The sequence below is a fragment of the Micromonospora sp. DT47 genome (assembly GCF_049844475.1).
Lineage (GTDB): Bacteria > Actinomycetota > Actinomycetes > Mycobacteriales > Micromonosporaceae > Micromonospora.
Window position 1 is genome coordinate 203303 of sequence record NZ_JBNCLC010000003.1, and the last position, 25557, is coordinate 228859.

Annotated in this window: 21 protein-coding genes; 7 read left to right on the forward strand and 14 right to left on the reverse strand. The window is 73.8% G+C overall.

Annotated elements, in window-relative coordinates:
* Window positions 1–165 precede the first annotated feature (165 nt).
* The 11 genes from ACLQ2U_RS06015 to mraZ form a co-directional block, all read right to left on the reverse strand.
* Complete coding sequence (locus ACLQ2U_RS06015; protein WP_425749526.1) at window positions 166–984, reverse strand: cell division protein FtsQ/DivIB; 819 nt, start codon at window positions 982–984, stop codon at window positions 166–168.
* Window positions 981–2474, reverse strand: coding sequence for a UDP-N-acetylmuramate--L-alanine ligase (murC, locus tag ACLQ2U_RS06020; RefSeq protein ID WP_425749527.1), 1494 nt, complete (start codon window positions 2472–2474; stop codon window positions 981–983). The genes ACLQ2U_RS06015 and murC overlap by 4 nt, the downstream gene beginning before the upstream one ends.
* 31 nt (window positions 2475–2505) lie before the next feature.
* Complete coding sequence (gene murG / locus ACLQ2U_RS06025) at window positions 2506–3612, reverse strand: undecaprenyldiphospho-muramoylpentapeptide beta-N-acetylglucosaminyltransferase (protein ID WP_425749528.1); 1107 nt, start codon at window positions 3610–3612, stop codon at window positions 2506–2508.
* Window positions 3612–5024, reverse strand: coding sequence for an FtsW/RodA/SpoVE family cell cycle protein (locus ACLQ2U_RS06030; protein WP_425749739.1), 1413 nt, complete (start codon window positions 5022–5024; stop codon window positions 3612–3614). The genes murG and ACLQ2U_RS06030 overlap by 1 nt, the downstream gene beginning before the upstream one ends.
* 237 nt (window positions 5025–5261) lie before the next feature.
* Window positions 5262–6392: a phospho-N-acetylmuramoyl-pentapeptide-transferase gene (mraY, locus tag ACLQ2U_RS06035; protein ID WP_425749529.1), complete on the reverse strand. Its 1131-nt coding sequence runs from the start codon at window positions 6390–6392 to the stop codon at window positions 5262–5264.
* A complete protein-coding gene (locus ACLQ2U_RS06040; protein ID WP_425749530.1) occupies window positions 6389–7807 on the reverse strand; it encodes a UDP-N-acetylmuramoyl-tripeptide--D-alanyl-D-alanine ligase in 1419 nt (472 codons plus the stop codon). Before ACLQ2U_RS06040 ends, mraY begins: the two co-directional genes overlap by 4 nt.
* Complete coding sequence (locus tag ACLQ2U_RS06045) at window positions 7804–9300, reverse strand: UDP-N-acetylmuramoyl-L-alanyl-D-glutamate--2,6-diaminopimelate ligase (RefSeq protein ID WP_425749740.1); 1497 nt, start codon at window positions 9298–9300, stop codon at window positions 7804–7806. The genes ACLQ2U_RS06040 and ACLQ2U_RS06045 overlap by 4 nt, the downstream gene beginning before the upstream one ends.
* A 119-nt stretch (window positions 9301–9419) precedes the next feature.
* Window positions 9420–11648 carry a peptidoglycan D,D-transpeptidase FtsI family protein gene (locus ACLQ2U_RS06050; protein WP_425749531.1) on the reverse strand — a complete coding sequence of 743 codons (2229 nt, stop codon included), beginning with the start codon at window positions 11646–11648 and terminating at the stop codon, window positions 9420–9422.
* 4 nt (window positions 11649–11652) lie between these two features.
* Window positions 11653–12255: a hypothetical protein gene (locus ACLQ2U_RS06055; protein WP_425749532.1), complete on the reverse strand. Its 603-nt coding sequence runs from the start codon at window positions 12253–12255 to the stop codon at window positions 11653–11655.
* On the reverse strand, window positions 12252–13364 hold the full coding sequence (gene rsmH / locus ACLQ2U_RS06060; protein WP_425749533.1) for a 16S rRNA (cytosine(1402)-N(4))-methyltransferase RsmH: 1113 nt from the start codon (window positions 13362–13364) through the stop codon (window positions 12252–12254). Before rsmH ends, ACLQ2U_RS06055 begins: the two co-directional genes overlap by 4 nt.
* A gap of 207 nt (window positions 13365–13571) precedes the next feature.
* Window positions 13572–14003, reverse strand: a complete 432-nt coding sequence (gene mraZ / locus ACLQ2U_RS06065) for a division/cell wall cluster transcriptional repressor MraZ (protein WP_425749534.1) — start codon at window positions 14001–14003, stop codon at window positions 13572–13574.
* 356 nt (window positions 14004–14359) lie between these two features.
* Here mraZ and ACLQ2U_RS06070 point away from each other — a divergent pair, with 356 nt between their 5' ends.
* Genes ACLQ2U_RS06070 through ACLQ2U_RS06085 form a run of 4 tightly spaced genes read left to right on the forward strand, consistent with a single transcriptional unit; the run spans window position 14360 to window position 17379 of the window.
* Window positions 14360–15607 carry a MurT ligase domain-containing protein gene (locus tag ACLQ2U_RS06070; RefSeq protein ID WP_425749741.1) on the forward strand — a complete coding sequence of 416 codons (1248 nt, stop codon included), beginning with the start codon at window positions 14360–14362 and terminating at the stop codon, window positions 15605–15607.
* Window positions 15597–16319: a type 1 glutamine amidotransferase gene (locus ACLQ2U_RS06075; RefSeq protein WP_425749535.1), complete on the forward strand. Its 723-nt coding sequence runs from the start codon at window positions 15597–15599 to the stop codon at window positions 16317–16319. Before ACLQ2U_RS06070 ends, ACLQ2U_RS06075 begins: the two co-directional genes overlap by 11 nt.
* Complete coding sequence (locus ACLQ2U_RS06080; RefSeq protein WP_425749536.1) at window positions 16316–17002, forward strand: TVP38/TMEM64 family protein; 687 nt, start codon at window positions 16316–16318, stop codon at window positions 17000–17002. The genes ACLQ2U_RS06075 and ACLQ2U_RS06080 overlap by 4 nt, the downstream gene beginning before the upstream one ends.
* Entirely contained in the window at window positions 16999–17379 is a 381-nt protein-coding gene (locus ACLQ2U_RS06085; RefSeq protein WP_425749537.1) for a hypothetical protein, read from the forward strand. The genes ACLQ2U_RS06080 and ACLQ2U_RS06085 overlap by 4 nt, the downstream gene beginning before the upstream one ends.
* Here the strand turns inward: ACLQ2U_RS06085 and ACLQ2U_RS06090 are convergent.
* Together ACLQ2U_RS06090 and ACLQ2U_RS06095 are read right to left on the reverse strand one after the other, a co-directional pair.
* On the reverse strand, window positions 17346–18002 hold the full coding sequence (locus ACLQ2U_RS06090; protein WP_425749538.1) for a response regulator: 657 nt from the start codon (window positions 18000–18002) through the stop codon (window positions 17346–17348). The two genes, ACLQ2U_RS06085 and ACLQ2U_RS06090, sit on opposite strands and share 34 nt — an antisense overlap.
* Window positions 17999–19222, reverse strand: a complete 1224-nt coding sequence (locus tag ACLQ2U_RS06095; RefSeq protein WP_425749539.1) for a sensor histidine kinase — start codon at window positions 19220–19222, stop codon at window positions 17999–18001. The genes ACLQ2U_RS06090 and ACLQ2U_RS06095 overlap by 4 nt, the downstream gene beginning before the upstream one ends.
* Window positions 19223–19354: 132 nt before the next feature.
* Between ACLQ2U_RS06095 and ACLQ2U_RS06100 the strand changes: the two genes are divergently transcribed.
* Together ACLQ2U_RS06100 and ACLQ2U_RS06105 are read left to right on the forward strand one after the other, a co-directional pair.
* Window positions 19355–20269, forward strand: coding sequence for an ABC transporter ATP-binding protein (locus ACLQ2U_RS06100; protein WP_425749540.1), 915 nt, complete (start codon window positions 19355–19357; stop codon window positions 20267–20269).
* Window positions 20266–21120, forward strand: coding sequence for an ABC transporter permease subunit (locus tag ACLQ2U_RS06105; protein WP_425749541.1), 855 nt, complete (start codon window positions 20266–20268; stop codon window positions 21118–21120). Before ACLQ2U_RS06100 ends, ACLQ2U_RS06105 begins: the two co-directional genes overlap by 4 nt.
* Window positions 21121–21210: 90 nt before the next feature.
* On the opposite strand, the gene leuS is transcribed toward ACLQ2U_RS06105, so the two are convergent.
* Window positions 21211–24051 carry a leucine--tRNA ligase gene (gene leuS, locus ACLQ2U_RS06110; protein ID WP_425749542.1) on the reverse strand — a complete coding sequence of 947 codons (2841 nt, stop codon included), beginning with the start codon at window positions 24049–24051 and terminating at the stop codon, window positions 21211–21213.
* A 450-nt stretch (window positions 24052–24501) separates the two neighbouring features.
* Between leuS and ACLQ2U_RS06115 the strand changes: the two genes are divergently transcribed.
* Entirely contained in the window at window positions 24502–25557 is a 1056-nt protein-coding gene (locus ACLQ2U_RS06115; protein WP_425749543.1) for an AAA family ATPase, read from the forward strand.

The window sequence follows — 25557 nt, forward strand, 5'->3', positions numbered from 1 at the left end:
CTGTCACCAGCGAGGATCAGGGTTGAACCCTCACCCTCTACTAGAGGCTTACAGTTATGTCAACCACTGATCCTCTTCGGGGCAACGTAAGCGCCGCCGCGCGATGAGCCAAGGACCTGCCCGGCGTGTCGCCGCCCGGAGCGGGCCGACTCACATCCCGTCGGATCACTTGAAGGTCACCACGTCCGGCGCGCTCACGTCGATCGTGTCGGCCTCGCGACCCAGCAGCGCGGTGGCCACCCGGGCCTTGTCCGTACCCCGGGTGGCGTCGCCCCAGACCACCGTCCGGTCGCCGCGCAGGGTCAGGCTGATCCGGGCCAGCCCCTCGACGGTGAGCTCGGTGAGTTCCGCGCGCAGCTGCGGGGTGAGCGCCGTCAGCACCTGCAACGCGGCCCGGGTTTCCGGGTCGTCCGGGCCCGGGGTGGCCACCCGGACCACCGGCAGCCCGTCCGGGGCGCGCGGCACCGTCCGGAACACCACCCCACCCCGGTCGATCACCTCGAACTGCCCGTCGCGGGGCACCGCGGCCACCCCGGTGCGCTCGACCACCGTGACGACCAGCGTGCCCGGCCAGTCCCGGGACACCGAGGCCCGCTCCACCGGGGCCAGCTCGCCGATCCGGCGGGCCGTCGCGGGCAGGTCGACCCGGGCCAGCGGGACGCCGTCCGGCACCGCCGCCGCGTCCCGCACCTCGACCGCGGTGACCAGGTCCGACCCGACCACCCGCACCTCCCGGACGCCGAACAGGCCGGTGCCGAGCAGCGTCCAGGCCACCAGCCCGGCCAGGGCGAGCACCCCGGCGGCCACCGCCCAGGGCAGGGCCGCCCGCATCCGCCGCTGCCGGGCGCGGGCCATGAACCGCCGGGTCGACGCCGGCACCGCGTCGCTGCCGGCCCGGACCAGCTGCCAGCGCCGGACCGGGCCGCGCCGGGGGCCGCCGCCGTCCGATCCGGTGGTCCGGCCCCGCGCCGGGCCCGGGCTCATCCGGCGGTCGAGGCCGCGCCGTCCGGGTCGACGGCCGCGCCGAGGCCCGTCGTACCGGCGGCGGCACCCCCGGTCCGGGCCGCCAGGGCGTCGAGCAGCTGGTCGCCCATCAGCGAGATCGGCGGCGCGCCCATGGTCACCACCACGTCGCCGGGGCGGACCCGGCGGGCCACCTCCACCGGCGCGTCGTCCCAGGAGTCGACAAAGATCTTCTGCCCGGCCGGCAGCGACACCGCCTCGACCAGCGCGGCCGAGCCCTCCCCCGGCTGGCGCAGCTCACCCGGGCCGAAGACCTCCAGCAGCACCAGCTCGTCGGCGATCCCGAGCGCGTCGGCGATCTCCGCCTGCAGGTCCCGGGTGCGGTAGAGCCGGTATGGCTGGAAGACCACGATCAGCCGGCCGTCCCCGGCCACCTCGCGCAGCGTCCGCAACGCGAGCGTCATCGAGGTCGGGTGGTACGCGTACTCGTCGTAGACCAGCACGCCGTCCGCGACGCCCTTGCGCTCGAAGCGGCGGCGTACGCCGGGGAACGCGGCCAGCGCCGCCTCCCCCGCCTCCACCGGCAGCCCGAGCAGGTACGCGGCGAGCACCGCCGAGGCGCTGTTGAGCCCCATGTGCCGCCCCGGCACCGGCAGCCGGATCTCGCCCAGCGACCGGCCGTCGATCTCGGCGAGGTAGCGCACCCCCTGCGCGGACGAGACCATCTCGCTCATCCGCAGGTCGGCGTCGGCCGACTCGCCGTAGGTGTACACCCGGCGCCCCTCGGCGCGCAGCGTCTCGGCCAGCCGCCGGCCGCCCGGGTCGTCGGCGCAGGTGATGATGAACCCGTCCGGGTCGGTGAGCCGGGCGAACTCGGCGAAGGTCGCCTCCAGGTTCGCCAGGTCGCCGTAGGTGTTGAGGTGGTCCGCCTCGACGTTGGTGATGATCGAGACGTACGGGCGGTAGATCAGGAACGAGCGGTCGCTCTCGTCCGCCTCGACCACGAAGTACTCGCCGGTGCCGTGATGGGCGCCGGAGCCGACCTCGGAGATCTCCCCGCCGATGACGAAGGACGGGTCGACGCCGGCCTGCTGGAGCACCATGGTGACCATCGAGGTGGTGGTGGTCTTGCCGTGGGTGCCGGCGACCGCCAGCGTCCGGCGGCCGGTCATCGCCGCGGCGAGGGCCTCGGAGCGGTGCAGCACCCGCAGGCCGCGCCGGCGGGCCTCGACCATCTCCAGGTGGTCCTGCGGGATGGCCGAGGAGTAGACCACGGTGTCCACGCCGTCGAGGTTCGACACCTCGTGGCTCATGTGGATCGTCCCGCCGAGCGCGCGCAGCCCGGCCAGCGACGGCCACTCGCGCAGCTCGCTGCCGGAGACCGGCAGGCCGCGGGTGAGGAAGAGCCGGGCCAGGCCGCTCATGCCGACCCCACCCACACCGATCAGGTGGATCCGGCCCAGGTCCTCCGCGGTGAGCGTGCCGGCCGGGGTGAACTGCGCGGTGTTCATTCCGAGTACCTTCCCGTCGCGGCGGTCCGCATCAGCGGGCCACCGCCTCGTAGACGAAGTTCAGCAGGGCGACGTCACCGTCCCGCCGGCCGTACGCGGCGGCGGCGTTGCCCATCGCGGCGAGCCGGTGCGGGTCCCGGATCAGCGGGATGACCGTCCGCTCCAGCCAGTCCGGGGTCAGCTCGGCGTCGTCGACGAGCAGCCCGCCACCGGCCTCGACCACGGGCAGCGCGTTGCGCTTCTGCTCCTGGTTGCTGTGCGGGTAGGGGACGTAGATGGTGGGCAGCCCGATCGCGGCCACCTCGGCGCAGGTCATCGCCCCGCCCCGGCCGAGCATCAGGTCGGCGGCGGCGTAGCCCAGCTCCATCTCGGACAGGTACGGCAGGGCCACATACGGCACCGGAAGGTCGGTGGGGACCGGCACCGGCTCGTTGCGGGCGCCCATCACGTGCAGCACCTGCACCCCGTTGCGGGCCAGTTCCTTGGCCGCGCCGGAGACCGCCAGGTTGATCGAGCGGGCGCCCTGCGAGCCACCGGCGACGAAGAGCACCGGCAGGTCGGGGCGGAGTCCGAAGTGGGCCCGGGCGGCGTCGCGCATGGCGGCCCGGTCCAGGCCGGCGATGCCGCGGCGCAGCGGCACGCCGACCACCCGGGCGTCGCGCAGCGCCTCGGCCTGGGCCGGCTGGTGCGGGAAGCCGACCGCGATGTTCTTGGTGAACTTCATGCCGAGCCGGTTGGCCACGCCCGGGGGCACGTTCACCTCGTGGATGACGATCGGCATCTCGCGCCGCCAGGCGGCCAGGTAGCCGGGGACGGAGACGTACCCGCCGAAGCCGACGACCAGGTCGGCCTGGACCTCGTCGATCACCTTGCCTGCGGCGCGGGCCGCCTTCCACATCCGGTCCGGGGTGCGGACCAGGCTCATGTTGACCGAACGGGGCAGCTGGTAGGCCGGGATCTGCCGCAGGTCGTAACCGGCCGGCGGGATCAGCTCGTTCTCCAGGCCCTTGGGCGTGCCCAGGCAGGTGATCCGGACGCCCGGGTCGTGTCGGCGCAGGCAGTCGGCAAAAGCGAGCAACGGGTAGATGTGGCCACCCGTGCCCCCTCCGCAGAGCACCACCGAACGCAGCGGACCCATCAGCGTCTCCTCTCGTCCGCCGTACCGCCGCGGCTCCGGCCCTGCCGGACGCCGCGCGGTGCGGCCTGCTCATCCTCCCGCCGCGCTCGCGACCGGGGTACGGACCCTCGGGCAGCCGGTGGCGGCGCTGGGCGGCGACGCCGGCCGGGAAGCGGCGGCAACGGGGCCCAGACTAGTCGGACCCACCGGGCCGGCGGACGGGCATGCAGGGCTCTGGCCGCGTCGGGTTCGGCGCGGGCGAACGAGGCCAGCATGCCGACCGCGGCCAGGGTCACCACCAGGGCGCTTCCGCCGTCGGAGATGAACGGCAGCGGCAGGCCGGTGATCGGCAGCAGGCCGACCACCCCGCCGATGTTGATCACGGCCTGGCTGACCAGCCAGGTGGTCACCGCGGCGGCGGCGAGCCGGCGGAACGGGTCCTCGACCCGGCGGGCGATCCGCAGCCCGGTGTAGGCCAGCACGGCGAAGAGGGTGAGCACCACGGCGCAGCCCACCACGCCCAGTTCCTCGGCGATGATGGCGAAGATGAAGTCGTTGTGCGCCTCGGGCAGCCAGTCCCACTTGAGGCTGCTCTTGCCCAGCCCGACGCCGAACCAGCCGCCGTGCTCGATGGCCAGCCGGCCCTGGTAGATCTGCAGGCAGCCGTCGAGCTTGCACTGCTCGGGCGACGGCGGGTCGACGAACGACATCAGCCGGGCGAACCGGTAGTTCTGCTGGCCCCGCTCACCGGAGCCGGCGCCGAGCGAGGCGACCGCGATGAGCAGGCCGATCCCGACGGCGCCCACCGCGGAGAGGGCGGCGAAGACCCGCATCCGGACCCCGGCCGCCCAGAGCAACCCGACCACGATGGCCAGCAGGCAGAGCATGGTGCCCAGGTCGTTGTAGCCGACGAGCACGAAGAGCAGTCCGACCACCGGGAAGAGCGGGGTGGCCAGTTCCTTCCACCAGCCCAGCGCCACGCCCTTGCGGGCGATCACGTGCGCGCCCCAGAGCACCAGCGCCAGCTTGGCCAGCTCGGAGGGCTGCACCTGGACGCCGCCGACGAAGAGCCAGAGCAGCTTGGCCTCGATCGGCCCGATCCGGGCGGACTCCTGGCCGGTCAGCCGGGCGTAGGCGAGCAGCAGGTTGAGCACCAGCAGCAGGCCGATCGCGACGGCCAGCACCGGCCGGCCGAGCGCCCGGTAGGTCCTGGCGGGCAGCCGCTGGCAGGCCCAGAACGCCACGATGCCGATCACCGCGAAGACCGCCTGCTTGGTCACCGACGCCGAGGCGTCGCCGCCCTCGGCGTAGTCCTTCACGCTGGTCGCCGAGAAGACCATGGTCAGGCCGATCAGCAGCAGCAGGCCGGCGCTGGACAGCAGCAGGTAGTAGGAGGCCAGCGGGCGGGCCAGCAGGCCGCGCAGCGCCGCCAGGCCGCCGGCCGCGTCCAGGCCGGGCAACGCCGCCGGTGGATCGGTCGTACGCCCCGCGCCCGCGCCCCGCCGCGGCGGGGTCTCCGTCGTCGTCGTGCCGGTCGTGCCTCGGTCCTCCCCCACCCGCCCATCATCGCGGTTGGGACCGGCCTGTTCCGGTCGTTCCGCCCGGTCGGCGTGTCGGAATGCGAAACGGGGGCCCCTCCGCTAGGAGGAGCCCCCGCCGGGTCGACCCGGTCAGCCCATGCTGGCCAGGAAGTCGCTGTAGAACAGGCCGAGCGCGATGGCCACGCCGATCCCGGCGATGATCCAGAACCGGACCACGATGTTGACCTCGCTCCAGCCGGCCAGCTCGAAGTGGTGCTGCAGCGGCGACATCCGGAACACCCGCTTGCCGGTGGTCCGGAACGAGATGATCTGGATCACCACGGACATCGTGATGATCACGAAGAGCCCGCCGATGATCGGCAGCAGCAGGATGGTCCGGGTGGACATCGCCATGCCGGCGATCAGGCCGCCCAGGCCGAGCGCGCCGGTGTCGCCCATGAAGATCCGGGCCGGCGAGGTGTTCCACCAGAGGAAGCCCACGCAGGCGCCGGCGGCCGCCCCGGCGATCAGCGCGATCTCCAGCGGGTCCCGGACCGCGTAGCAGTAGTTGTCCGGGTCGGCGGTGTAGGTCGGGTCGGCGCACCAGTGCCGGTACTGCCAGAACGCGATCAGCGCGTACGCGGCGAGCACCATCACCGAGGCGCCGGTGGCCAGGCCGTCCAGGCCGTCGGTGAGGTTGACCCCGTTCGTCGCGCCCATCACCACCAGGATGATGACGATCACCGAGGCGATCTTGCCGATCTCCAGCGCCGGGATGTCCCGGATGAAGCTCAGCATGGTGCTGCCGACGGTCTCGGTGTTGGTCGCCGCGCCGCTGGCGTCGGTCATGCTGCTCGGGAACCAGAGCGCGATCACGCCGAAGATCGCGCCGACCAGGATCTGGCCGAAGAGCTTGCCGCGCTTGTTCAGCCCGCCGCTGTGCCGCTTGCGGACCTTGAGGAAGTCGTCGATGAAGCCGACCGCGCCGGAGAAGACCATCAGCCCCAGCAGCACCAGGGCGGTGATGGTCGGCTCGACCTGGGCGATCTGCGCGTCCGGCAGGGTGGTCAGGGCCAGGTGGCCGGCGACGTACGCGATCACCGTGGCCAGGATGAAGACCACGCCGCCCATCGTCGGCGTGCCCTTCTTGCCCTGGTGCGCCGGGCCCTCGGCCCGGATCGGCTGGCCCGCCTTGAGCCGGGTGAACACCTTGATCGCGATGGGCGTGCAGAGCAGCGAGATCAGGAATGCCACGCCGACGGCGACGATGACCGCCCTCATGCGGCGCCACCCTCGGTCCCGGCGGCGGCACCGTTGGCGGCGTCGGCGCGCAACGCGTCGGCCACCTCCCAGGTGCGGTACCGGGAGCCCTTCACCAGGACCACGTCGCCCGGTCGTAGCTCGCTGCGCAGCACCTCGACGGCCGCCGCCTGATCGGTGAGCAGCACCGACTCTCCTCCCCAGTCACTTACCGCTGTCGCGCCCTCATGGATCGGCGCGGCCGGCTCACCCACCACGAGCAGCCGGTCGACACCCAGGTCGGCCACGAGCCGGCCGACCTCCCGGTGCCCGTCGCCCTCGAACTCGCCCAGCTCGGCCATGTAGCCCAGCGCGGCGAAGGTCCGCCCGCCCCGGCGCATGCCGGCCAGCGCGTGCAGCGCCACCGCCATCGACGCCGGGTTGGCGTTGTACGAGTCGTCGATCACCGTCACCCCGTCGGGCCGTTCGAAGACGTCCATCCGACGGGTGGAGACCAGCCCCAGCTCGCCCAGGGCCGCGGCCACCTCGGCCAGCGGCATGCCGAGCTCGCGGGCCACCGCCGCCGCGGCCAGCGAGTTGGAGACCTGGTGCCGGCCGGTCAGGCCGAGCCGCACCGCCGCGCTCCCCTCCGGGGTGACCAGGGTATACGACGCCCGGCCCCGGTCGTCCAGGGTCACCTCGGCCGCCCGGACGTCGGCGTGCGCCGCCTCGCCGTACCGGACCACCCGGGCCGCGGTGCGCGACGCCATCGCGTCCACCAGCGGGTCGTCGGCGTTGAGCACGGCCAGCCCGTCGGCCGGCAGCGCCTCGACCAGCTCCCCCTTGGCCACGGCGATGGTCTGCACCGAGCCGAACTCGCCGATGTGCGCCACCCCGACGTTGAGCACCACGGAGATCCGCGGCGGCACCACGTCGCAGAGGTAGCGCACGTGCCCCACCCCGCGGGCGCCCTTCTCCATCACCAGGTAGCGGGTCTCCGGCGTGGCCTGCAGCGCGGTGTACGGGTGCCCCAGCTCGTTGTTGAACGACCCGGGCGGCGCCACGGTCGGGCCGAGCCGGACGGTCAGCTGGGCGATCAGGTCCTTGGTGGTGGTCTTCCCGGAAGAGCCGGTCAGGCCGATCACGGTGAGTTGGGGCAGCCGGTCCACCACCGCGCGGGCCAGCCGCCCCATCGCGGCCAGCGCGCCGTCGACCAGGACCATCGGCACCCCGGGCACCTCCCGGGTGCCCAGCACGGCGACCGCGCCGGACTCCACCGCGGCTGCCGCGTAGTCGTGCCCGTCCACCCTCTCCCCGGGGAACGCGACGAAGAGCGCCCCGGCGGTGACCTTGCGCGAGTCGAACTCGACCGGACCGGTGACCCGGGCGTCCGGGTCGGCGCCGACCAGCCGGCCGTCGACGGCCGAGGCGACCTCGGCCAGGCTCAGCGGGATCACCGTCGGCCCGCCAGGTCCCCGAAGCGCGCCCCCAGCGCCCCCGCCAGCTCGGTCCGGTCGTCGAACGGGTGCACCTCGCCGGCGACCTCCTGGCCGCGCTCGTGCCCCTTGCCCAGCACGGCCACCACGTCGCCCGGCTCGGCGAGCCGGACCGCCTCGCCGATGGCGGCCCGCCGGCCGGGCACCTCGATGATCCGGGCGGCCGTGCCGGCCGCGTACGCCCCGGCGAGCACCTCGGCCCGGATCGCGGCCGGGTCCTCGGTGCGCGGGTTGTCGTCGGTCACCAGCACCACGTCGGCTCCCTCCGCGGCGGCGGCGCCCATCACCGGCCGCTTGCCCCGGTCCCGGTCGCCACCGGCGCCGATCACGCAGATCAGCCGCCCGGCGCTCAGCTCGCGCAGCGCGGCCAGGGCGGCCACGATCGCGTCCGCCTTGTGCGCGTAGTCGACCACGCCGCGCACCGGACCGGGCGCGCTGACCAGCTCCAGCCGCCCCGGGACGCCGCCGCAGGCGGCCACCCCCTCGGCGGCGGTCGCCGGGTCCACACCGGCGGCCACCAGGGCGGCGATGGCCAGCAGCGCGTTGGCCACGTTGTGCCGGCCGGGCAGCGCCACCCCGGCGGGCAGGACGAGGCCGTCCGGCCCGTGAGCGGTGAAGCGCTGGGCGTACCCCTCGCCGCCGACCTCGTCGGCCCACCAGGTGGCGGCCCGGTCACCGGCCGCCGAGTAGCTGACCGTGGCGGGCTTGAACAGCGGCCGCAGCGCCGGGTCGTCGTGGTTGAGCACCTCGACCGCGCAGCGCCCGTCGAAGAGCTTCGCCTTCGCCGCGAAGTAGTCCGCCGAGTCGGCGTGGAAGTCGAGGTGGTCGGAGCCGAAGTTGGTGTAGCCGCCGACGGTGAACCGGACCCCGCCGACCCGCCCCATCGCCAGGGCGTGGCTGGAGACCTCCATGACCACCGCGGTCACCCCGCGCTCGCGCGCGGCGGCGAGCATGGCGTGCAGGTCGGTCGCCTCCGGGGTGGTCCGCACGCTGTCGATCACCAGGTCGCCCAACCGGGTCTCCACGGTGCCGATCAGGCCGGTGGTGTGACCGGCGGCGCGCAGGCCGGACTCGACCAGGTAGGCGGTCGAGGTCTTGCCGGCGGTGCCGGTCACCCCGATCACGGTCAGCCCCTCGGTCGGGTCGCCGTAGACGGCGGAGGCGAGGTCGCCGAGGACCGCGCGGGGGTCGGCCACCACCAGGGCGGGCAGCCCGGCCTCGGCCACCGCCGCGGCGCCGGCCGGGTCGGTCAGCGCGGCCACCGCGCCGGCGGCCGCCGCGCCGGCGGCGAACTCCGCACCGTGCCGGCGGGCCCCGGGCAGCGCGGCGTACAGGTCGCCGGGGCGGACCTCCTGGCTGGCGTGGGTCACCCCGGTCACCGCCACCCCGGCGGCACCCTCCGGCGGGGACACGGCGAGTCGGGCGGCGAGGTCGCCGAGCCGGACTCCGGGCACGGTACGGGGACGTGGAATGCCGGGCACGGCGTCAGACCCTACCCGGTCGTCCGGGTTCCGACCGCACAGCCGCCCCGGTGGTTCGTCGCCACTCACCGATGATGTCCCGCCCGTCCCGCTCAGCGCGGAAAGACCTCGAACTTGGGGGACTTCCCGGTCGACGGGGGCACCCGGTAGTGACGCAGCGTGAAGCCCATCATCTCGCGGAACGCCGGCGCGACGACCGCGCCGCCCCCGCCGTCGGGGTTCCACACGAAGACCGCCACCACGTACCGCGGGTTCTCCGCCGGGGCCATCCCGATGAACGAGCCGACCTCGCCGGGCTGCTGCCTGCCATCCTGGTAGCGCAGGCCGGTGCCGGTCTTGCCGGCCACCCGGTAGTCGGGGACGGCGGCGGCCAGGCCGGTGGCCGCCCCCTCGGCACCGTTGACCGTGGTGACCGCCTCCAGCATGGTGCGCAGCGACGCGGCGTTCTGCGGGCTGAGCACCGACCGGGTGACCGGGGGCGTGGCCGGCGTCCGCTTGCCGTCCGCCCCGCTGATCACCTCCTTGATCAGGTGCGGCTGGACGTAGGTGCCGTTGTTGGCGATGGTGGCGTACGCGGCGGCCATCTGCAGCGGGGTGGCGTCCACGCTGTGCCCGATCGGCACCGACCCCTCCGACGACCCGCTCCACTGGTCGGCCGGCAGCAGCCGGCCCGACGCCTCCCCCGGCATGCCCTCGCCGGTGGCCTGGCCCAGCCCGAACCGCTTCTGGTAGTCGATCAGCCGGTCCCGGCCCAGCCGGTCGGCGATCTGGATGGTGCCCACGTTCGACGAGTACGCCAGCATCCCGGGCAGGCTCATCCGCCGGCCGTCCGCCGGGTGGGTGTCGCTGAAGGTGACGTCGCCCTTGGTGACGGTGTTCGCGATCGGCATGGTGGTGTCCGGCGTGATCACCCCCTCCTGCAGCGCCGCGCCGAAGGTGATCGCCTTGTGCACCGAGCCCGGGTCGACCACGAAGCTGGTGGCCGCGTCCTCCCGGTCGGTCGGTCTGCTCTCCCCAGGGGTGGCCGCGTTGTAGGTGGGGTTGCTGGCCTGGGCCAGCACCTCGCCGGTCTTCACATCCAGCACCACCGCGGCGCCGACGGCGCCCCGGGTCTGCGCCATCTGCCGGCTGAGCACCTGCTGCACCTGGTATTGCAGGTCCCGGTCGATGGTGAGCACCAGCGAGCTGCCCGGCTTCGCCGGGGTGGTCTGGCTGTAGCCGCCCGGGATGGGCGCGTCCAGGTCACCCAGGCCGGCCTCGTAGACCCGCTTGCCGTCCTGCCCCTGGAGCAGTTTGTCGTAGCGCGCCTCCAGGCCCTCCAGGCCGTCCATGTCCTGGCTGACGAAGCCGACCAGGTTGGCGGCGAGGTCGCCGCCGGGCACCTCGCGCTGCTCGTCGCGGTGCACGCCGATGCCGGGCAGGTCCAGCGCGACGATCTGCTTGGCCCTGGCGATCTCCACGCCCCGGGCCAGGTACTCGAAGGTGGAGGCGGTTCCGTTCTCCAGCTTGCGCGGCACCATCCGCTCGACCAGCTTCGACGCCGGCAGGCCGAGCAGCGGGGAGAGCTGCCGGGCCACCTCCGGCCGCTGGGCGTCGGTGATCAGGGTGGGGTCGGCGAAGACGTACCGCGCCTCGACGCTGTGCGCCAGCGGGGCGCCGGTGCGGTCCACGATCGCGCCCCGCGGGGCGGGCAGGTCGACCCGGGTGGTCCGGTCCCTGACGCCGCCGCCCGCGTACGCCGGGGTGTCCACGGCCTGGAGGAAGACCAGCCGGATGCCGATGGTGGCGAAGAGCGCCAGGGCCAGCAGGGTGCCCAGCCGCAGCCGGCGGCGCGGCTCGGCCAGCTTCGGCGGCCGACGCGGCTTGCGCGAGGGCCGGCGGCCCGCCGGGCGGTCCGGGCGGCGCGGCGCGCGCCCGCCGGGACGGCGGCGCGGCGCCGGAAGGTCGTCGTGGTCGTCGGGGAGCGCCCGGGTCGGCCGGGGCGGCCGGGGCGCGACGGTACGGATGACGCCGGCGCGGCCGGCCGCCGCAGCCTCCCGCCGGCCGCTGCGGCCGGTGCCGGCGCGACCGCCGTCGAGCACCTGCAACGCGGGGCGGAACGGGTCCCCGGAGCGGTTCTCCCGCGGGTTACGTCGCGCGGCGGCCCGTTCCTCGCTGCTCTCCCGGATGGTCCGGCCCCGGGGGGTGTACGCCCGCGCGTCGGAGATGCCCCCGACTCCCGGCTCACCGGTACGAGGTTCGGCGCTCCGCCCGGCGCCACGAACCGGACCGCGCCGGGAGCCCGTGGCGTCCCGGCGCGGATCATCCGATCTCGGCGGCACTGATCTATCCCCCGTTACCCTGCTGGCTGGTGATCGCCGGCTGCCCGTTCGCGGGCTGCGGCACGCCGATCATCCGGCCGTCCGGCAGCCGGATGTACGCCGGCTCGCCGGCCTCCACCAGACCGAGCTTGCGGGCCTCGGCGGTCAGGTTCCCCGGCGCCTTGGCCGCCTCGATCTGCTTCTCCAGCTGCTGCTCCTCCACGTCGAGCCGGGCCTGCTGCTGCTGCAGGTTCTCCCGCCGGAACGCGTTCTCGTTGATCTTCGTGTTCACCGTCAGGATGCCCAGCACCCCGCCGACCACCAGCACCACGATCAGCGCCGCGAACGGCGCCCGCGGCACCCGGACCGGCGGCGGCGGCGCCACCCGCAGCCGGGGCGCGCCCGACCCGCTGGCGCGGATCCGCTCGGCCGGCCGCAGCGCGGCGTTGCCCTGGGTCGGGAACTCGCGCGCCCCCCGGGCGCGAGTCTCCCCCTGCCGGCCGGCGCGGTCCGCCGGCGGCGTCGTCGTACCGGCGCTCGTGGCCCGCTGCGCCGCGGTCCGGCCCCCCGACCGCGGTGCACGCTGCCCGGCGACCACGTCCCGGCCGCCGCGCTTGTCAACGTTCATGTTCCCTCCCCCTCCTCGTCCGTCCCTCTGCCGTCCCCCGGCGTCGCGCCCGGGTCCCCGCTGGAACCCGTGGCCGACCCCGTCCCCGGTTGGTGCATCGCCTTGACCCGTCGGCGGTACCGTTCGCGGTCGGTCCGCCCCTGCTGGCCGGCCTGCGGATCGAGCCGTTCCGCGGCCCGCAGGCGCACCGAGGCGGCGCGCGGGTTCGCGGCGACTTCCGCCTCCCCGGCGAGTTCGGCGCCCCGGCTGAGCAGCCGGAACGTCGGACCCGACCCGGGAAGTTCGACCGGGAGGTCGACCGGGCCCTTGCTGCGGACCCGGTCGGCGAGCGCGTGCTTGGTGAGCCGGTCCTCCAGCGAGTGGTAGGACAGGACCACCATGCGACCGCCCACGTTGAGCTTGTCGAGAGCGGCCGGCAGCGCCGTCTCCAGCGCTGCCAGCTCTTTGTTTACCTCGATCCTTAAAGCCTGAAACGTTCTCTTGGCCGGGTGTCCCCCGGTTCGTCGGGCTGGTGCCGGAATGCTCTCCCTGACCAGCTCGGCGAGCCGGGCCGACGAGGTGATCCGGCCCCGCTCGCGCTCCCGGAGGATCGCCGAGGCGATTCGCCCGGCGAACTTCTCCTCGCCGTAGACCCGCAGCACCCGGGCCAGATCCGGGTGCGGGTAGGTGTTGACCACCTCCTCGGCGGTCACCCCCCGGGTCTGGTCCATCCGCATGTCCAGCGGCGCGTCCTGGGCGTACGCGAACCCGCGGTCGGGCGCGTCCAGCTGCAACGAGGAGACCCCCAGGTCGAACAGGATCCCGTCGATGTCCGGATAACCCAGCCGCTCCAGCACCTCGGGCAGCTCGTCGTAGACGGCGTGCTCCAGGTGGATCCGGTCGGCGAAGCGGGCCAACCGGACCCGCGCGTGGGCGAGAGCCTCGGTGTCCCGGTCCAGGCCGATCAGCACCGTGTCCGGGTGCCGCTCCAGCACCGCCTCGGCGTGCCCGCCCAGACCCAGCGTCGCGTCGACGTGGACCCTCCGGCCGCCCCTGTCCAGCGCGGGGGCCAGCAACTCGAGACACCTCTCGAGCAGCACCGGCACGTGCGTGCCGCGTAGCTCCCCCATGTCGACCCCCACTGGTTGAAACGTTCCGTTCTTGCCGCGTGCTGCTCGTCGGACGACGCCTGCCGTCGTACCGCCAGATCCCCATCCGCTCCCGCCCGTCGCCGGGCCGCGGCCCCGGAGACTGATCGTGCGCCTGGCACCGGGGAAGGGGTGCCAGGAACTCGAAAGCGGCTGGAGATCTCGCAGTACGTCGGGCGCCGTCACGCCCTACAGACCGCCGGGCAGCACCCCCTCCTCGATGTCGGCGAAGTCGTCTTCGCTCTCCGCGAGGTAGGTCTCCCAGGCGACCTTGTCCCAGATCTCCACCCGGGTGCTCGCCCCGATCACCACCAGGTCCCGGTCGAGTGCGGCGTACGACCGGAGGTGGGCCGGGACGGTGACCCGCCCCTGCTTGTCGGGGACCTCGTCGTGCGCGCTGGCGAAGAAGACCCGGCTGTAGGCCCGGGCCGCCTTGTGCGTCATCGGCTGCGCGCGCAACTGGTCCGCGATCCGCTGGAACTCGGGCGTGGGGAAGACGTAGAGACAGCGGTCCTGCCCTTTGGTGATCACGACACCCCCCGCCAGCTCGTCCCGGAACTTCGCCGGAAGGATCAACCGGCCTTTGTCGTCCAGGCGCGGGGTGTGTGTGCCGAGGAACATACGGCCCAACCCCCTCGCCCTTTAGCGGCGTTCGCGGCGCCGCTGACCCCCGGGCCGGTGGGCCCTCCCGGCCTCACCATCGCGCCCCACTCTACTCCACTTCCCTCCACCTGCAACCAGAATCGCCCGCGTGGCGCGCGGCGCGCGGAGGCAAAAGCGCACGTCAGAAGGGGTGGAGCGGAGTGGAGGGCCGCGCGGCCCCGCCACCGCGTCCGCTACCCGACATTGGTCGACTCCGTCCGGTGGAGCGACGACCGGCCGGACGCCCCGGCCCACCCCGGCCGAACGGTTCGCCGTCGGCGGCGATCTGGCGGACGCCGCTGTCCGGTAACCTCGCTCGGGTGACGGACGCGAAGATGCCCCTGCGGGCAAAGGTGGCCACCTCGGTGTCGCGGACCGCCGCGGCGCTCTCGCGGGCCGCCGGGCGGGGCGACGGCTCGGTGATCGGCGGCTGGATCGGTCTGAAGATCGACCCGGACCTGCTGGCGCACCTCTCGACCGGCCGCGCCATCGCGCTGGTCTCCGGCACCAACGGCAAGACCACCACCACCCGGCTCGCCGCCGCCGCCGTGGGCGTGCTCGGCCGGGTCGCCACCAACTCCTTCGGCGCCAACATGCCGACCGGGCACACCTCCGCGCTGGCCAAGGCCGGCAGCACCCCGTACGCGGTGCTCGAGGTCGACGAGCACTACCTCGCGCAGGTGCTCGAGTCCACCGAGCCGCACGTCGTGGCCCTGCTCAACCTCTCCCGCGACCAGCTCGACCGGGCCAAGGAGGTCGCCATGATGGCGCAGCTCTGGCGCGCCGCGCTGGTCCGGCACACCGACGTGCGGGTGGTGGCCAACGCCGACGACCCGATGGTGGTCTGGGCGGCGACCCCGCCGGCCGACCCGGCCAACGGCATCCGCCCGCCGCACGTCACCTGGTTCAGCGCCGGCCAGCGCTGGCACGACGACTCCTGGGTCTGCCCCGAGTGCGGCTCCGCCATCCAGCGCTCAGGCGAGCATTGGCGGTGCACCGGCTGCCCGCTGCGCCGGCCCGAGCCGCAGTGGACGGTGGAGGACGACGGCGTCCTCGACCCGACCGGCGCCTGGCACAAGGTGCAGCTCCAGCTTCCCGGCAAGGTCAACCTGGGCAACGCGGCCACCGCGCTGGCCGTCGCCGCCGAGTTCGGCGTACGGCCCGTCGACGCGGTCTCCCGGCTGGGCACGGTCGCCTCGGTCGCCGGCCGCTACGCGCAGGTCGACCGGGACGGGCGCAACATCCGGCTGCTGCTGGCCAAGAACCCGGCCAGCTGGCTGGAGGCGTTCGACATGGCCGACGAGGCGCCGACCCTGCTCTCCATCAACGCGCGCGACCCCGACGGGCTGGACACCTCCTGGCTGTTCGACGTCGACTTCGCCCCGCTGCGCGGCCGGCAGGTGCTGATCACCGGCGACCGGGCGTACGACCTGGCGGTCCGGCTCGACGTCAACGACGTGCCGTTCCAGCATGTCCGGAAGTTCGACGAGGCGGTCCGGTCGGTCCCGCCGGGCCGGCTGGAGGTCATCGCGAACTACACCGCCTTCCAGGACATCCGAGCGGAGTTGGACCGTGTCAACTGACAGCCTGCGCATCGTCTGGATCTACCCCGACCTGCTCTCCACCTACGGCGACCGGGGCAACATGCTGATCCTGGCCCGCCGGGCCCAGCAGCGCGGGATGCCGGTGGAGGTGCTGGAGGTCCGCTCCGACCAGCGGCTCCCCGCCACCGCGGACATCTACCTGATCGGCGGCGGCGAGGACGGCCCGCAGGCGCTCGGCGCCCAGCGGCTGCTCGCCGACGGCGGCCTGCACCGGGCGGTCGCCCAGGGGTCGGTGGTCTTCGGCGTCTGCGCCGGCTACCAGCTCCTCGGCACCTCCTTCTTCGCCAAGGGCACCAGGTGCGCCGGGCTGGAGCTGCTCGACCTCTCCTCCGACCGGGGCCCGACCCGGGCCGTCGGCGAGCTGGCCGGTGAGATCGACCCCCGGCTGGGCATACCGGCGCTGTCCGGGTTCGAGAACCACGGCGGCCGGACCCACCTGGGGCCTGGCGTCTCGCCGCTGGCCCGGGTCACCGCCGGGGTGGGCAACGACGGCGCCACCGAGGGCGCCTGGCGGGGCAAGCTGCTCGGCACGTACTCGCACGGCCCGGCGCTGGCCCGCAACCCGGCCCTGGCCGACCTGCTGCTGCGCTGGGCCACCGGTGTGCACCAGCTTCCGTCGCTGGACGACTCCTGGTCCGACCGGCTCCGGTCCGAACGCCGCGCCGCGGTGGCTGCCGCCGCCCGGGCATGATCCCCGCCGCCCGGCGGCTGCTCGGGCAGCCGTCGGCGCGCCGGTTCGCCCTGCTGCTCTTCCTGCTCGTCGGGTTCGGGGTGCTGCTGCTGGCGGTGCCCCGGCCCGACCCGGCACGGCTGCCCGAGGCGGCCCACTCGCTCGGCGACTACGCCCCGGTCGCGGCGATCGTCGGCGGGGCGCTGCTGCTCGTCGCGCTGGTCCCGCGTACCTTCGTCACGCTCGCCTCGGGCGCCATCTTCGGCCCCCTGGAGGGCGCCGCGTACGCCCTCGGTGCGGCGCTGCTGGCCGCGGCGATCGGTTTCGCGGTCGGCCGGGTGCTGGGCCGGGAGTTCGTCGCCGAACGGGTCCGCGGTCGGCTGGCCCGACTGGACGGTTGGTTCGCCCGGCAGAGCGTACTCGGCGTGATCACCGTACGACTGCTGCCGATCGCCGGCTTCGGGCTGATCAGCTACGGCTACGGCACCACCGGCGCCCGGGTGCTGCCGTTCCTGGCCGGCAGCGTGATCGCCTCCGCCCCGACCGCGTTCGGCTACGCCGCGATCGGCGCGGCGGTCAGCTCCCCCGGGCACGTCAACTGGTACGCCGCCGCGCCCGCCAGTCTCGGCCTGATCGCCAGCGCGGTGCTGGTGCACCGCTGGTGGCGCGCCGAGCGGCAGCGTCGGGCCAGCCCGGTCGGATGACTACCGAGGAGCGGCTGCCCGGCGGTTTCGTCGCCGAGGTGGTTCGGGTGGGCGACACCGTCCGCCGCACTCCCCCGGCTGGCGTTGAACTGATCCACGCGCTGCACGACGTCTGCGCCGGCACCGACCTGGCCAGCGACGCGGAGACGATCTGCCACCGCGACCTGTCCCCGAAGAACACGGTCTACCGGGACTCCCCGGCCGGGCCGCTGCCTGCCGCCGGCGCGGTCAATGGGGTACGCGGCTGGCGGGCCTGGGTGCTCGCGCCATCCGCCGCCGCGTCCCCTCCCTGCCGGCGCGCAGGTGGACACGGCCCCCGGCCCCCGACCGCGACAGGCCGGCCTCACCCGGCGGGGGCGACCAGTCCCGCCTCGTAGGCGGCGATGACCAGGTGCACCCGGTCCCGGGCGCCGAGCTTGGTGAAGAGGCGGGCCACGTGCGCCTTGGCGGTGGCCGCGCTGATCACCAGCTCGGCGGCGATCTCGGTGTTGGACAGGCCCCGCCCCACCAGGGTCAGCACCTCCCGTTCCCGGTCGGTGACGCCGGTCAGGGTCCGCGCCCGGGGCGCCGGGCCGGGCCGGCGGACGAAATCCGCGATGAGCCGCCGGGTGACCGCCGGTGCGATCAGGGCGTCCCCGGCGGCCACCACCCGGATCGCGCCGAGGATGTCGTCCAGGGCCATGTCCTTGACCAGGAATCCGCTCGCCCCGGCGCGCAGCGCGCCGTGCACGTGGTCGTCGTCGTCGAACGTGGTCAGCACGAGCACCCGGGTCGGTCCGCCCGCGGTGGTGATCGTCCGGGTGGCCTCGATGCCGTCGGTGCCCGGCATCCGCAGGTCCATCAGCACCACGTCCGGCACGACCTCGCGGGCCAGCCGGACCGCCTCGGCGCCGGTGCCGGCCTCGCCGACGACGTCGATGTCGGGGGCGTCGGCGATCAGCACGCGCAGGCCGGCGCGGACCAGCGGCTGGTCGTCGGCGAGGACGACCCGGACCCTCACGGCGCGACCGCCGGCACGGGCAACCGGGCAGCGACCCGGAAGCCGCCCTCGGGGCGCGGCCCGGCGTGGAATCGCCCGCCCAGCAGCTGGGCCCGTTCCCGCATGCCGACGATGCCGTAGCCGGTGCCGCCGACCGGGCAACCACGGCCCTCGTCGACCACCTCCACGACCACCTCGTCGGACGACTGCTCCACGGTGACCCGGCAGCTGTCGGTACCAGCGTGCCGTACCACGTTGGTGACCGACTCCTGGACGATCCGGAACACGGCGAGGTCGAGGTCGGCCGGGAGCGGTCGCCGCGCGCCCCGCCAGCGCAGCTCGACCCGCACCCCCGCGTCGCCGGCGGACGCGACCAGGCGGTCGAGATCGGCCAGCCCGGGCGTCGGATCGAGCGGCGCCGGCTCCGCGTCCGGCCGGCGCAGGGCGCCGAGGGTACGCCGCAGCCCGGCCAGGGTTTCCCGGCTGGTCGCTTCGATGGTGGCCAGGGCCGTGCGGGCCTCGGCGGGCTGGGTGTCGATGACCCGGGCGCCGACCCCGGCCTGGATGGCGATGAGGCCGATGCTGTGCGCCACCATGTCGTGCAGTTCGCGGGCGATCCGTAGCCGTTCGGCGGTGACCGCCTGGGCCGCCGCCTGCCCCCGCAGCACCGCGGCGTGCTCGCGGCGCTCCCGGATCGTGAAGCCGATGGTCCCGGCGGTCACGAGCGCGAGGACGACGAAGGCGAACGGACCGGGGAGGCCGACGTTCGCGTGGTGGTACGTCGCGGCGGCGAGCTGACCGACGGCCGCCATACCGGCCGCGGCGGTAGCGACCCCCGCCGGCCAGCTGGCCACGAGGTACGCCACGACGAGGTCGGCCAGCAGGAACAGCAGGTACTGACTCTCCAGCCTGGGCGCCGTCACGGCCACGTGGAACGAGCCGACCAGCAGGAGCGCGAGCGCCAGCAGCGGCCGACGGCGCAGCAGCCCCACGAGCAGGCCGGAGACGATGACCGGCAGCAGGACCGGCAGCACGGGATCGGCGAGCTGGACCCCGGCGTCGAGCCGCGACGTCGGCCCCGCCGGCGGCGGGGACGGGACCGGTTCGCCGGCAGGGACGTTCAGCGCCACCACGTGCAGCACCACCGGGTAGGCCACGGCCCCGGACCAGGCCAGCACCGTCCCGACCAGCGGCGGTACCCGCCCGAACGGCACGTGGGGCGCGGGGTGTGTGGCGTCCACCCGGTGATCGTAGGTGCTCCGGACCGGCGCGGACATCGGCCCGTGGGCGTACGCCCACGGGCGGATCCCGGACCGGACGATGTGGCCGCCGGTGCGACGACCGGCACGCCGCGGCCCGGCAACGTGGACCACATGATCGAACTACGTGACCTGACGAAACGGTACGGCCGCACCACGGCCGTCGACCGGCTGAGCCTCACCGTCCGGCCTGGACACGTGACCGGATTCCTCGGTCCCAACGGCGCCGGCAAGTCCACCACCCTGCGGATGATCGTCGGTCTGACCACCCCGACCGGCGGCTCGGTCACCGTCGACGGGGTTCCGTTCCGCAGCCGCTCACGGGGCCTGCGGCACATCGGCGCGCTGCTCGACGCCGGTGACGCGCACGGCGGACACACCGCGGCGGCCCACCTGGGCGCGCTGGCCCGCAGCAATCGCATCCCGTTCGAGCGGGTGGACCAGGTGTTGCGGGAGGTGGGATTGGCCGGGGTCGCCCGGCGCCGGATCGGCGGATTCTCCCTCGGCATGCGGCAGCGGCTCGGGATCGCCGCCGCCCTGCTCGGCGATCCGCCGGTGCTGCTGTTCGACGAGCCGTTCAACGGGCTGGACCCGGAGGGGGTGCGCTGGGTACGCGGCCTGTTCCGGCGACTGGCCGGGCAGGGGCGCACGGTCTTCGTCTCCAGCCACCTGATGAGCGAGATGGAGAACACCGTCGACCGCCTGGTCGTCATCGGCCGGGGCGCGTTGATCGCCGAGGAGAGCCTGGCCGAGTTCGCGGCCCGCAGCAGCCGCCCCACCGTGCTGGTGCGCACGCCGGACGCCGCCGCGCTCGGGTCCGTCCTGACCGCCGAAGGCGCGGCCGTGCTCCCCGAGGGCGACACCTCCCTGACCGTGACCGGGCTGACCACGGAACGGATCGGTGAGCTCGCGTTCCGGCGCGGCATCGTGCTCCACGAGATGGCCGCCCGGGCCACCACCCTCGAAGAGGCGTTCATGCGGCTGACCGCCGACAGCGTCGAATACTCCGCCGAGGAGGCGATCCGATGACCGTGCCGGACACCGCCCCGGTCAGCCGGGACCGCGTCGCGCCCCGGGCCCGGTTCCGCGACCTGCTGGCCGCAGAGTGGATCAAACTCTGGTCGCTCCGCTCGACCCGCTGGTCGCTCCCCCTCGTCCTGCTGCTCGTCGCCGCGGTCAGCGCCAACGCCGCCCTCGCCGACCACCGCAACTGGCCGACCTATTCGGCGGAGCGGCGCGAGCTGTTCCGGCTGTACGGCGCGTTCCGGGACGCCTTCCCCGAGGCCGGCTACCTGTTCTTCATCCTCGTCACCACCACTGTCGGGGCCATGACGGTGGTCGGTGAGTACCAGACCGGACTGATCCGCACCACGTTCGCCACCGTTCCCGCTCGCCGGTCGGTTGTGGCGGCGAAGGCCGTCGTGCTGAGCGCCGTCATGCTCATCCTCGGCGCGCTCACCGCGGCGGCGTCGTCCGGGGTGTCCCAGGCGATCCTCTCCGGCCGGGACGCGAACTGGTCGGTCACCGACGCCGGGGTGCCCCGGGCCCTGGCGGCGACCGCCCTGCTGGCGCCGGTCTGCGCACTGATCGGCATGGGGCTGGGCGCTCTGCTCCGGCACACCGCGGCCGCCGTCGGCGCCGCTATGTCGGTGCTCGTCGTGCTGCCGTTGGTGGTCGACAGCAACCGGTACCGGTGGGTGGCCGAGCTGCACAACGCGCTGCCGACCACGGCCTGGCTACGGCTGATCGAGGTGCACCCCGACACGTTCATGGTGGACCCCTTTCCGGCCACGGTCTCCGGCTCGTGGACGGTCTACGCAGCGTGGCCCCTCGTCACCACGGTGGTCGCCCTCACCGCCGTCCACCACCGCGAGCCCTGACCCGCCCCGGCGACCTGACGTTCCGCCCTCCTTCACGGAAAGAGTGGCCATTCCGCGTCGGATGGCCACTCTTTCCGTGAAAGTGCAGGGTCAGGCGACGATGGAGACCATCCGGCCCTTCACCACGATGACCTTGCGGGGCACCCTGCCGTCCAGCGCACCATCGACCGCCGCCAGGGCCGCCGCGCGTACCGTCTCCTCATCCGCGTCGGCGGGGACCTCGACCCGGCCGCGGACCTTGCCGTTGATCTGCACCGGGTAGGTGACCGTCTCGGCGACCAGCAGCGCCGGGTCGGCGGTCGGGAAGTCCGCGTACGTCAGCGAGGCGTCGTGACCCAGCCGCCGCCACAGCTCCTCGGCCGCGTGCGGGGCGAACGGCGCCAGCATCAGCACCAGCGGCTCGGCCACCTCACGCGGCGTGGCCGACAGCCGGGTCAGCCCGTTGGTCAGCTCGATCAGCTTGGCGATCGCGGTGTTGAACCGCATCCCGTCCATGTCGGCGCGGACACCGTCGATCACCTTGTGCAGCAGCCGACGGGTCGCCTCGTCGGCTGGCACGTCGGTGACCCGCGGCTCGCCGGTCTGCTCGTCGACCACCGCCCGCCAGACCCGCTGCAGGAAGCGGTACGAGCCGACCACCGCCCGGGTGTCCCAGGGCCGGGACACCTCCAGCGGGCCCATCGACATCTCGTAGACCCGGAAGGTGTCCGCGCCGTAGGCCGCGCACATCTCGTCCGGCGTGACCACGTTCCTCAGTGACTTGCCCATCTTGCCGTACTCGCGATTCACCTGCGTGTCGCCCAGGTAGAAGCCGCCCTCGCGCTCCACGACCTCCTCGGCGGACACGTAGGCGCCGCGGGCGTCGGTGTAGGCGTAGGCCTGGATGTAGCCCTGGTTGAACAGCTTCCGGAACGGCTCGAAGCTGGAGACGTGGCCCAGGTCGTACAGGACCTTGTGCCAGAAACGGGCGTACAGCAGGTGCAGCACGGCGTGCTCGGCGCCGCCGACGTACAGGTCGGTGCCCCCGCAGTCGCCCGCAGCGCGCGGCCCCATCCAGTACCGCTCGTTCTCCGCGTCGACGAAGCGCTCGCTGTTCGTCGGGTCCAGGTAGCGCAGCTCGTACCAGCAGGAGCCGGCCCACTGCGGCATCACGTTGGTCTCCCGGGTGTAGCGCTTCGGCCCGTCACCCAGGTCCAGCTCCACCTCCACCCAGTCGCGCCGACGGGACAGCGGGGTCTCCGGGTTGCTGTCGGCGGCCTCCGGGTCGAACGTCTTGGGCGAGAAGTCGTCCACCTCGGGCAGCTCGACCGGCAGCATCGACTCGGGCAGCGCGATCGGCGCGCCGGTCTCGTCGTAGACGATCGGGAAGGGCTCGCCCCAGTAGCGCTGCCGGGAGAACAGCCAGTCCCGCAGCCGCCAGGTCACCGCGCCGGCGCCGTGCCCGTTCGCCTCCAGCCAGGCGATGATCCGGGCCTTCGCGTCGGCGACCCCCAGGCCGTTCAGGTCCAGGCCGCGGTCGGGCGCGGCGCTGTTGATCGCCGGGCCGTCCCCGGTGTACGCCTTGCCGTCGAAGCCCTCCGACGGCTGCACGGTGCGCACGATCGGCAGCTCGAAGACCTCGGCGAAGTCCCAGTCCCGCACGTCCTGACCGGGCACCGCCATGATCGCGCCGGTGCCGTAGCCGGCCAGCACGTAGTCCGCGATGAAGACCGGGATCTGCCCCCCGGTGACCGGGTTGGTGGCGTACGCGCCGACGAAGACGCCGGTCTTCTCCCTGGTCTCGGCCTGCCGCTCCACGTCGGTCTTGGCCGCCGCCGCCTTCCGGTACGCCTCGACCGCCGCCCGCGGGCTGGCGTGCCCACCGGTCCAGGCGTCCCTGGTCCCCTCCGGCCAGGCGGCCGGCACCAGCGCGTCGACCAGCTGGTGCTCCGGGGCCAGCACCACGTAGGTGGCGCCGAAGATGGTGTCCGGCCGGGTCGTGAACACCCGCACCGGCTCGACGGTCGTCGGGAAGTCGATGTGCGCGCCCTGGGACCGGCCGATCCAGTTGCGCTGCTGCAGCTTGATCGGCTCCGGCCAGTCCAGGGTGTCCAGGTCGTCCAGCAGCCGGTCGCCGTACGCGGTGATCCGCATCATCCACTGCTTCAGGTTCCGCTTGAAGACCGGGAAGTTGCCCCGCTCCGAGCGGCCGTCGGCGGTGACCTCCTCGTTGGCCAGCACGGTGCCCAGGCCCGGGCACCAGTTCACCGGCGCCTGCGAGACGTACGCCAGCCGGTGGTCGTCGACGATCTGCCGCCGCTCGGCCACGGTCAGCTCGGCCCAGGGCCGCTCGTCCGGGGTGGGCCGGGTGCCGCCCTCGAACTCGGCGATCAGCTCGGCCACCGGTCGGGCCCTGCGCGCCTGCGGGTCGTACCAGGAGTTGAAGATCTGCAGGAAGATCCACTGCGTCCAGCGGTAGAAGTCGGTGTCGATGGTGGCCACCGAGCGGCGCTCGTCGTGGGCCAGGCCCAGCCGGCGCAGCTGCTCCTTGTAGCGCTCGATGTTCGCCACGGTGGTGGTGCGCGGGTGGGTGCCGGTCTGCACCGCGTACTGCTCGGCGGGCAGGCCGAACGCGTCGAAGCCCATCGCGTGCAGCACGTTGCGCCCGGCCATCCGCTGGTAGCGGGCAAAGCAGTCGGTGCCGATGTAGCCCAGCGGGTGGCCGACGTGCAGGCCGGCGCCGGAGGGGTACGGGAACATGTCCAGCACGTACAGCTTCTCCGCGCCGGAGCGCGGGTGGTCCGGGTCGGCCAGCGGACCGGTCGGATTCGGGGCGTGGAAGGTTCCCTCCCGCGCCCAGATGTCCTGCCACCGGTGCTCGATCTGGTCGGCCAGGGCCGCGGTGTACCGGAACGGGGGGATGTCGCCCGCCGGTGCGGCTGCCTCACTCATGGCGTCTCCTTGGCACGGTCATGTCGGATATGGGGAGCTCTGCTGCGGGCACAAAAAAGCCCCTCGCGCAGGAGGGGCCGCCGTGCTGTCGCGCGTCAACGCATCAGCACGGCCCGGTAAGAAGCAGGAAGACTCCGGCCATGAACGGCAGTGTACCCCTACCGGTGGAGCCCCACGTCGCCCGCTTCCACGCGTCGGGACGCCGGCGGCCCGGAGCGGCGACGCGCCGTGGCCGTCCGCTGGCGGCGCGCGCCCGCCACGTCCCCCGACCTGACGAACATTCCGGGCGTAACCGACCGACTTCCTGCGGGGGTCGGCGATGACGACAAACATGGTTAGCCTGAAAGGCCAGTGAGATTTCTGCGGCAAACGAGGCTCGGCGTCGCGAACCCAACGACGGGTCCAGGTGCTCTTAACAGAGCTGCCGTTCCGGCGACGAGGAGGAGGCCCGTGACACAACAGACCTGGGACGAGGTGGGCGGCCTGTTGCCGCACGACGAGTTCCGCGCCGCCAGCGAGGCCATCGTGGCCAACATCGAGCAGGTCATCGAGGGCAAGACCGCCACGGTCCGGCTCGCCCTGGCCGTCCTGCTCGCCGAGGGTCACCTCCTCATCGAGGACGTTCCGGGTGTCGGCAAGACCAAGCTGGCCAAGGCCCTGGCCCGCTCGATCGACTGCTCCGTCCGCCGGATCCAGTTCACCCCCGACCTGCTGCCCAGCGACGTCACCGGGGTCAGCGTCTACAACCAGGAGACGCACGACTTCGAGTTCCGGCCGGGCGCCGTCTTCGCCAACCTGGTGGTCGGCGACGAGATCAACCGGGCCTCGCCGAAGACCCAGTCCGCCCTGCTGGAGTGCATGGAGGAGCGGCAGGTCACCGTCGACGGCGTCACCTACCAGCTGCAGACGCCGTTCATGGTGATCGCCACCCAGAACCCGATCGAGATGGAGGGCACCTACCCCCTCCCCGAGGCGCAGCGCGACCGGTTCACCGCCCGGATCGCCATGGGCTACCCGGACGCCAGCGCCGAGCTGGCCATGCTGGACGGTCACGGCGCGGCCGACCCGCTGCAGGAGCTGCGCGCGGTCTCCGACGCCGACACCGTCCGCCGGCTGATCTCCACGGTCCGCCAGGTGCACGTCGCGGACGCGATCAAGCAGTACGCCGTCGACCTGGTCACCGCCACCCGCGAGGCCCCCGACCTGCGGCTCGGCGCCTCGCCCCGGGCCACCCTGCAGCTGCTGCGGACCGCTCGCGCGGTGGCCGCGCTCGAGGGGCGCGACTACGTCCTCCCCGACGACCTGCAGGCCCTGTCCGTGCCGGTGCTGGCGCACCGGATCATCCCGACCGCCGACGCCCAGCTGGCCCGGCGCACCACCGACGCGATCGTCTCCGACCTGGTGCACCGCCTGGCGCTGCCGCAGGAGCGCAGGCGCACCCCGTACGACCCGCCCCGGCCGGCCGCCGGCAACGGCCGCGGGCCGTACGAGCCGCGGAGGCCGTGA

Bases quoted from the DNA above. Each gene is read 5' to 3' on its own strand.
- mraY (WP_425749529.1), bottom strand. From the start codon at position 6,392: ATGAGGGCGGTCATCGTCGCCGTCGGCGTGGCATTCCTGATCTCGCTG.
- murG (WP_425749528.1), bottom strand. From the start codon at position 3,612: ATGGGTCCGCTGCGTTCGGTGGTGCTCTGCGGAGGGGGCACGGGTGGC.
- ACLQ2U_RS06015 (WP_425749526.1), bottom strand. From the start codon at position 984: ATGAGCCCGGGCCCGGCGCGGGGCCGGACCACCGGATCGGACGGCGGC.
- murC (WP_425749527.1), bottom strand. From the start codon at position 2,474: ATGAACACCGCGCAGTTCACCCCGGCCGGCACGCTCACCGCGGAGGAC.
- ACLQ2U_RS06085 (WP_425749537.1), top strand. From the start codon at position 16,999: ATGACTACCGAGGAGCGGCTGCCCGGCGGTTTCGTCGCCGAGGTGGTT.
- ACLQ2U_RS06070 (WP_425749741.1), top strand. From the start codon at position 14,360: ATGCCCCTGCGGGCAAAGGTGGCCACCTCGGTGTCGCGGACCGCCGCG.
- mraZ (WP_425749534.1), bottom strand. From the start codon at position 14,003: ATGTTCCTCGGCACACACACCCCGCGCCTGGACGACAAAGGCCGGTTG.
- ACLQ2U_RS06100 (WP_425749540.1), top strand. From the start codon at position 19,355: ATGATCGAACTACGTGACCTGACGAAACGGTACGGCCGCACCACGGCC.
- leuS (WP_425749542.1), bottom strand. From the start codon at position 24,051: ATGAGTGAGGCAGCCGCACCGGCGGGCGACATCCCCCCGTTCCGGTAC.
- rsmH (WP_425749533.1), bottom strand. From the start codon at position 13,364: ATGGGGGAGCTACGCGGCACGCACGTGCCGGTGCTGCTCGAGAGGTGT.
- ACLQ2U_RS06055 (WP_425749532.1), bottom strand. From the start codon at position 12,255: ATGAACGTTGACAAGCGCGGCGGCCGGGACGTGGTCGCCGGGCAGCGT.
- ACLQ2U_RS06105 (WP_425749541.1), top strand. From the start codon at position 20,266: ATGACCGTGCCGGACACCGCCCCGGTCAGCCGGGACCGCGTCGCGCCC.
- ACLQ2U_RS06080 (WP_425749536.1), top strand. From the start codon at position 16,316: ATGATCCCCGCCGCCCGGCGGCTGCTCGGGCAGCCGTCGGCGCGCCGG.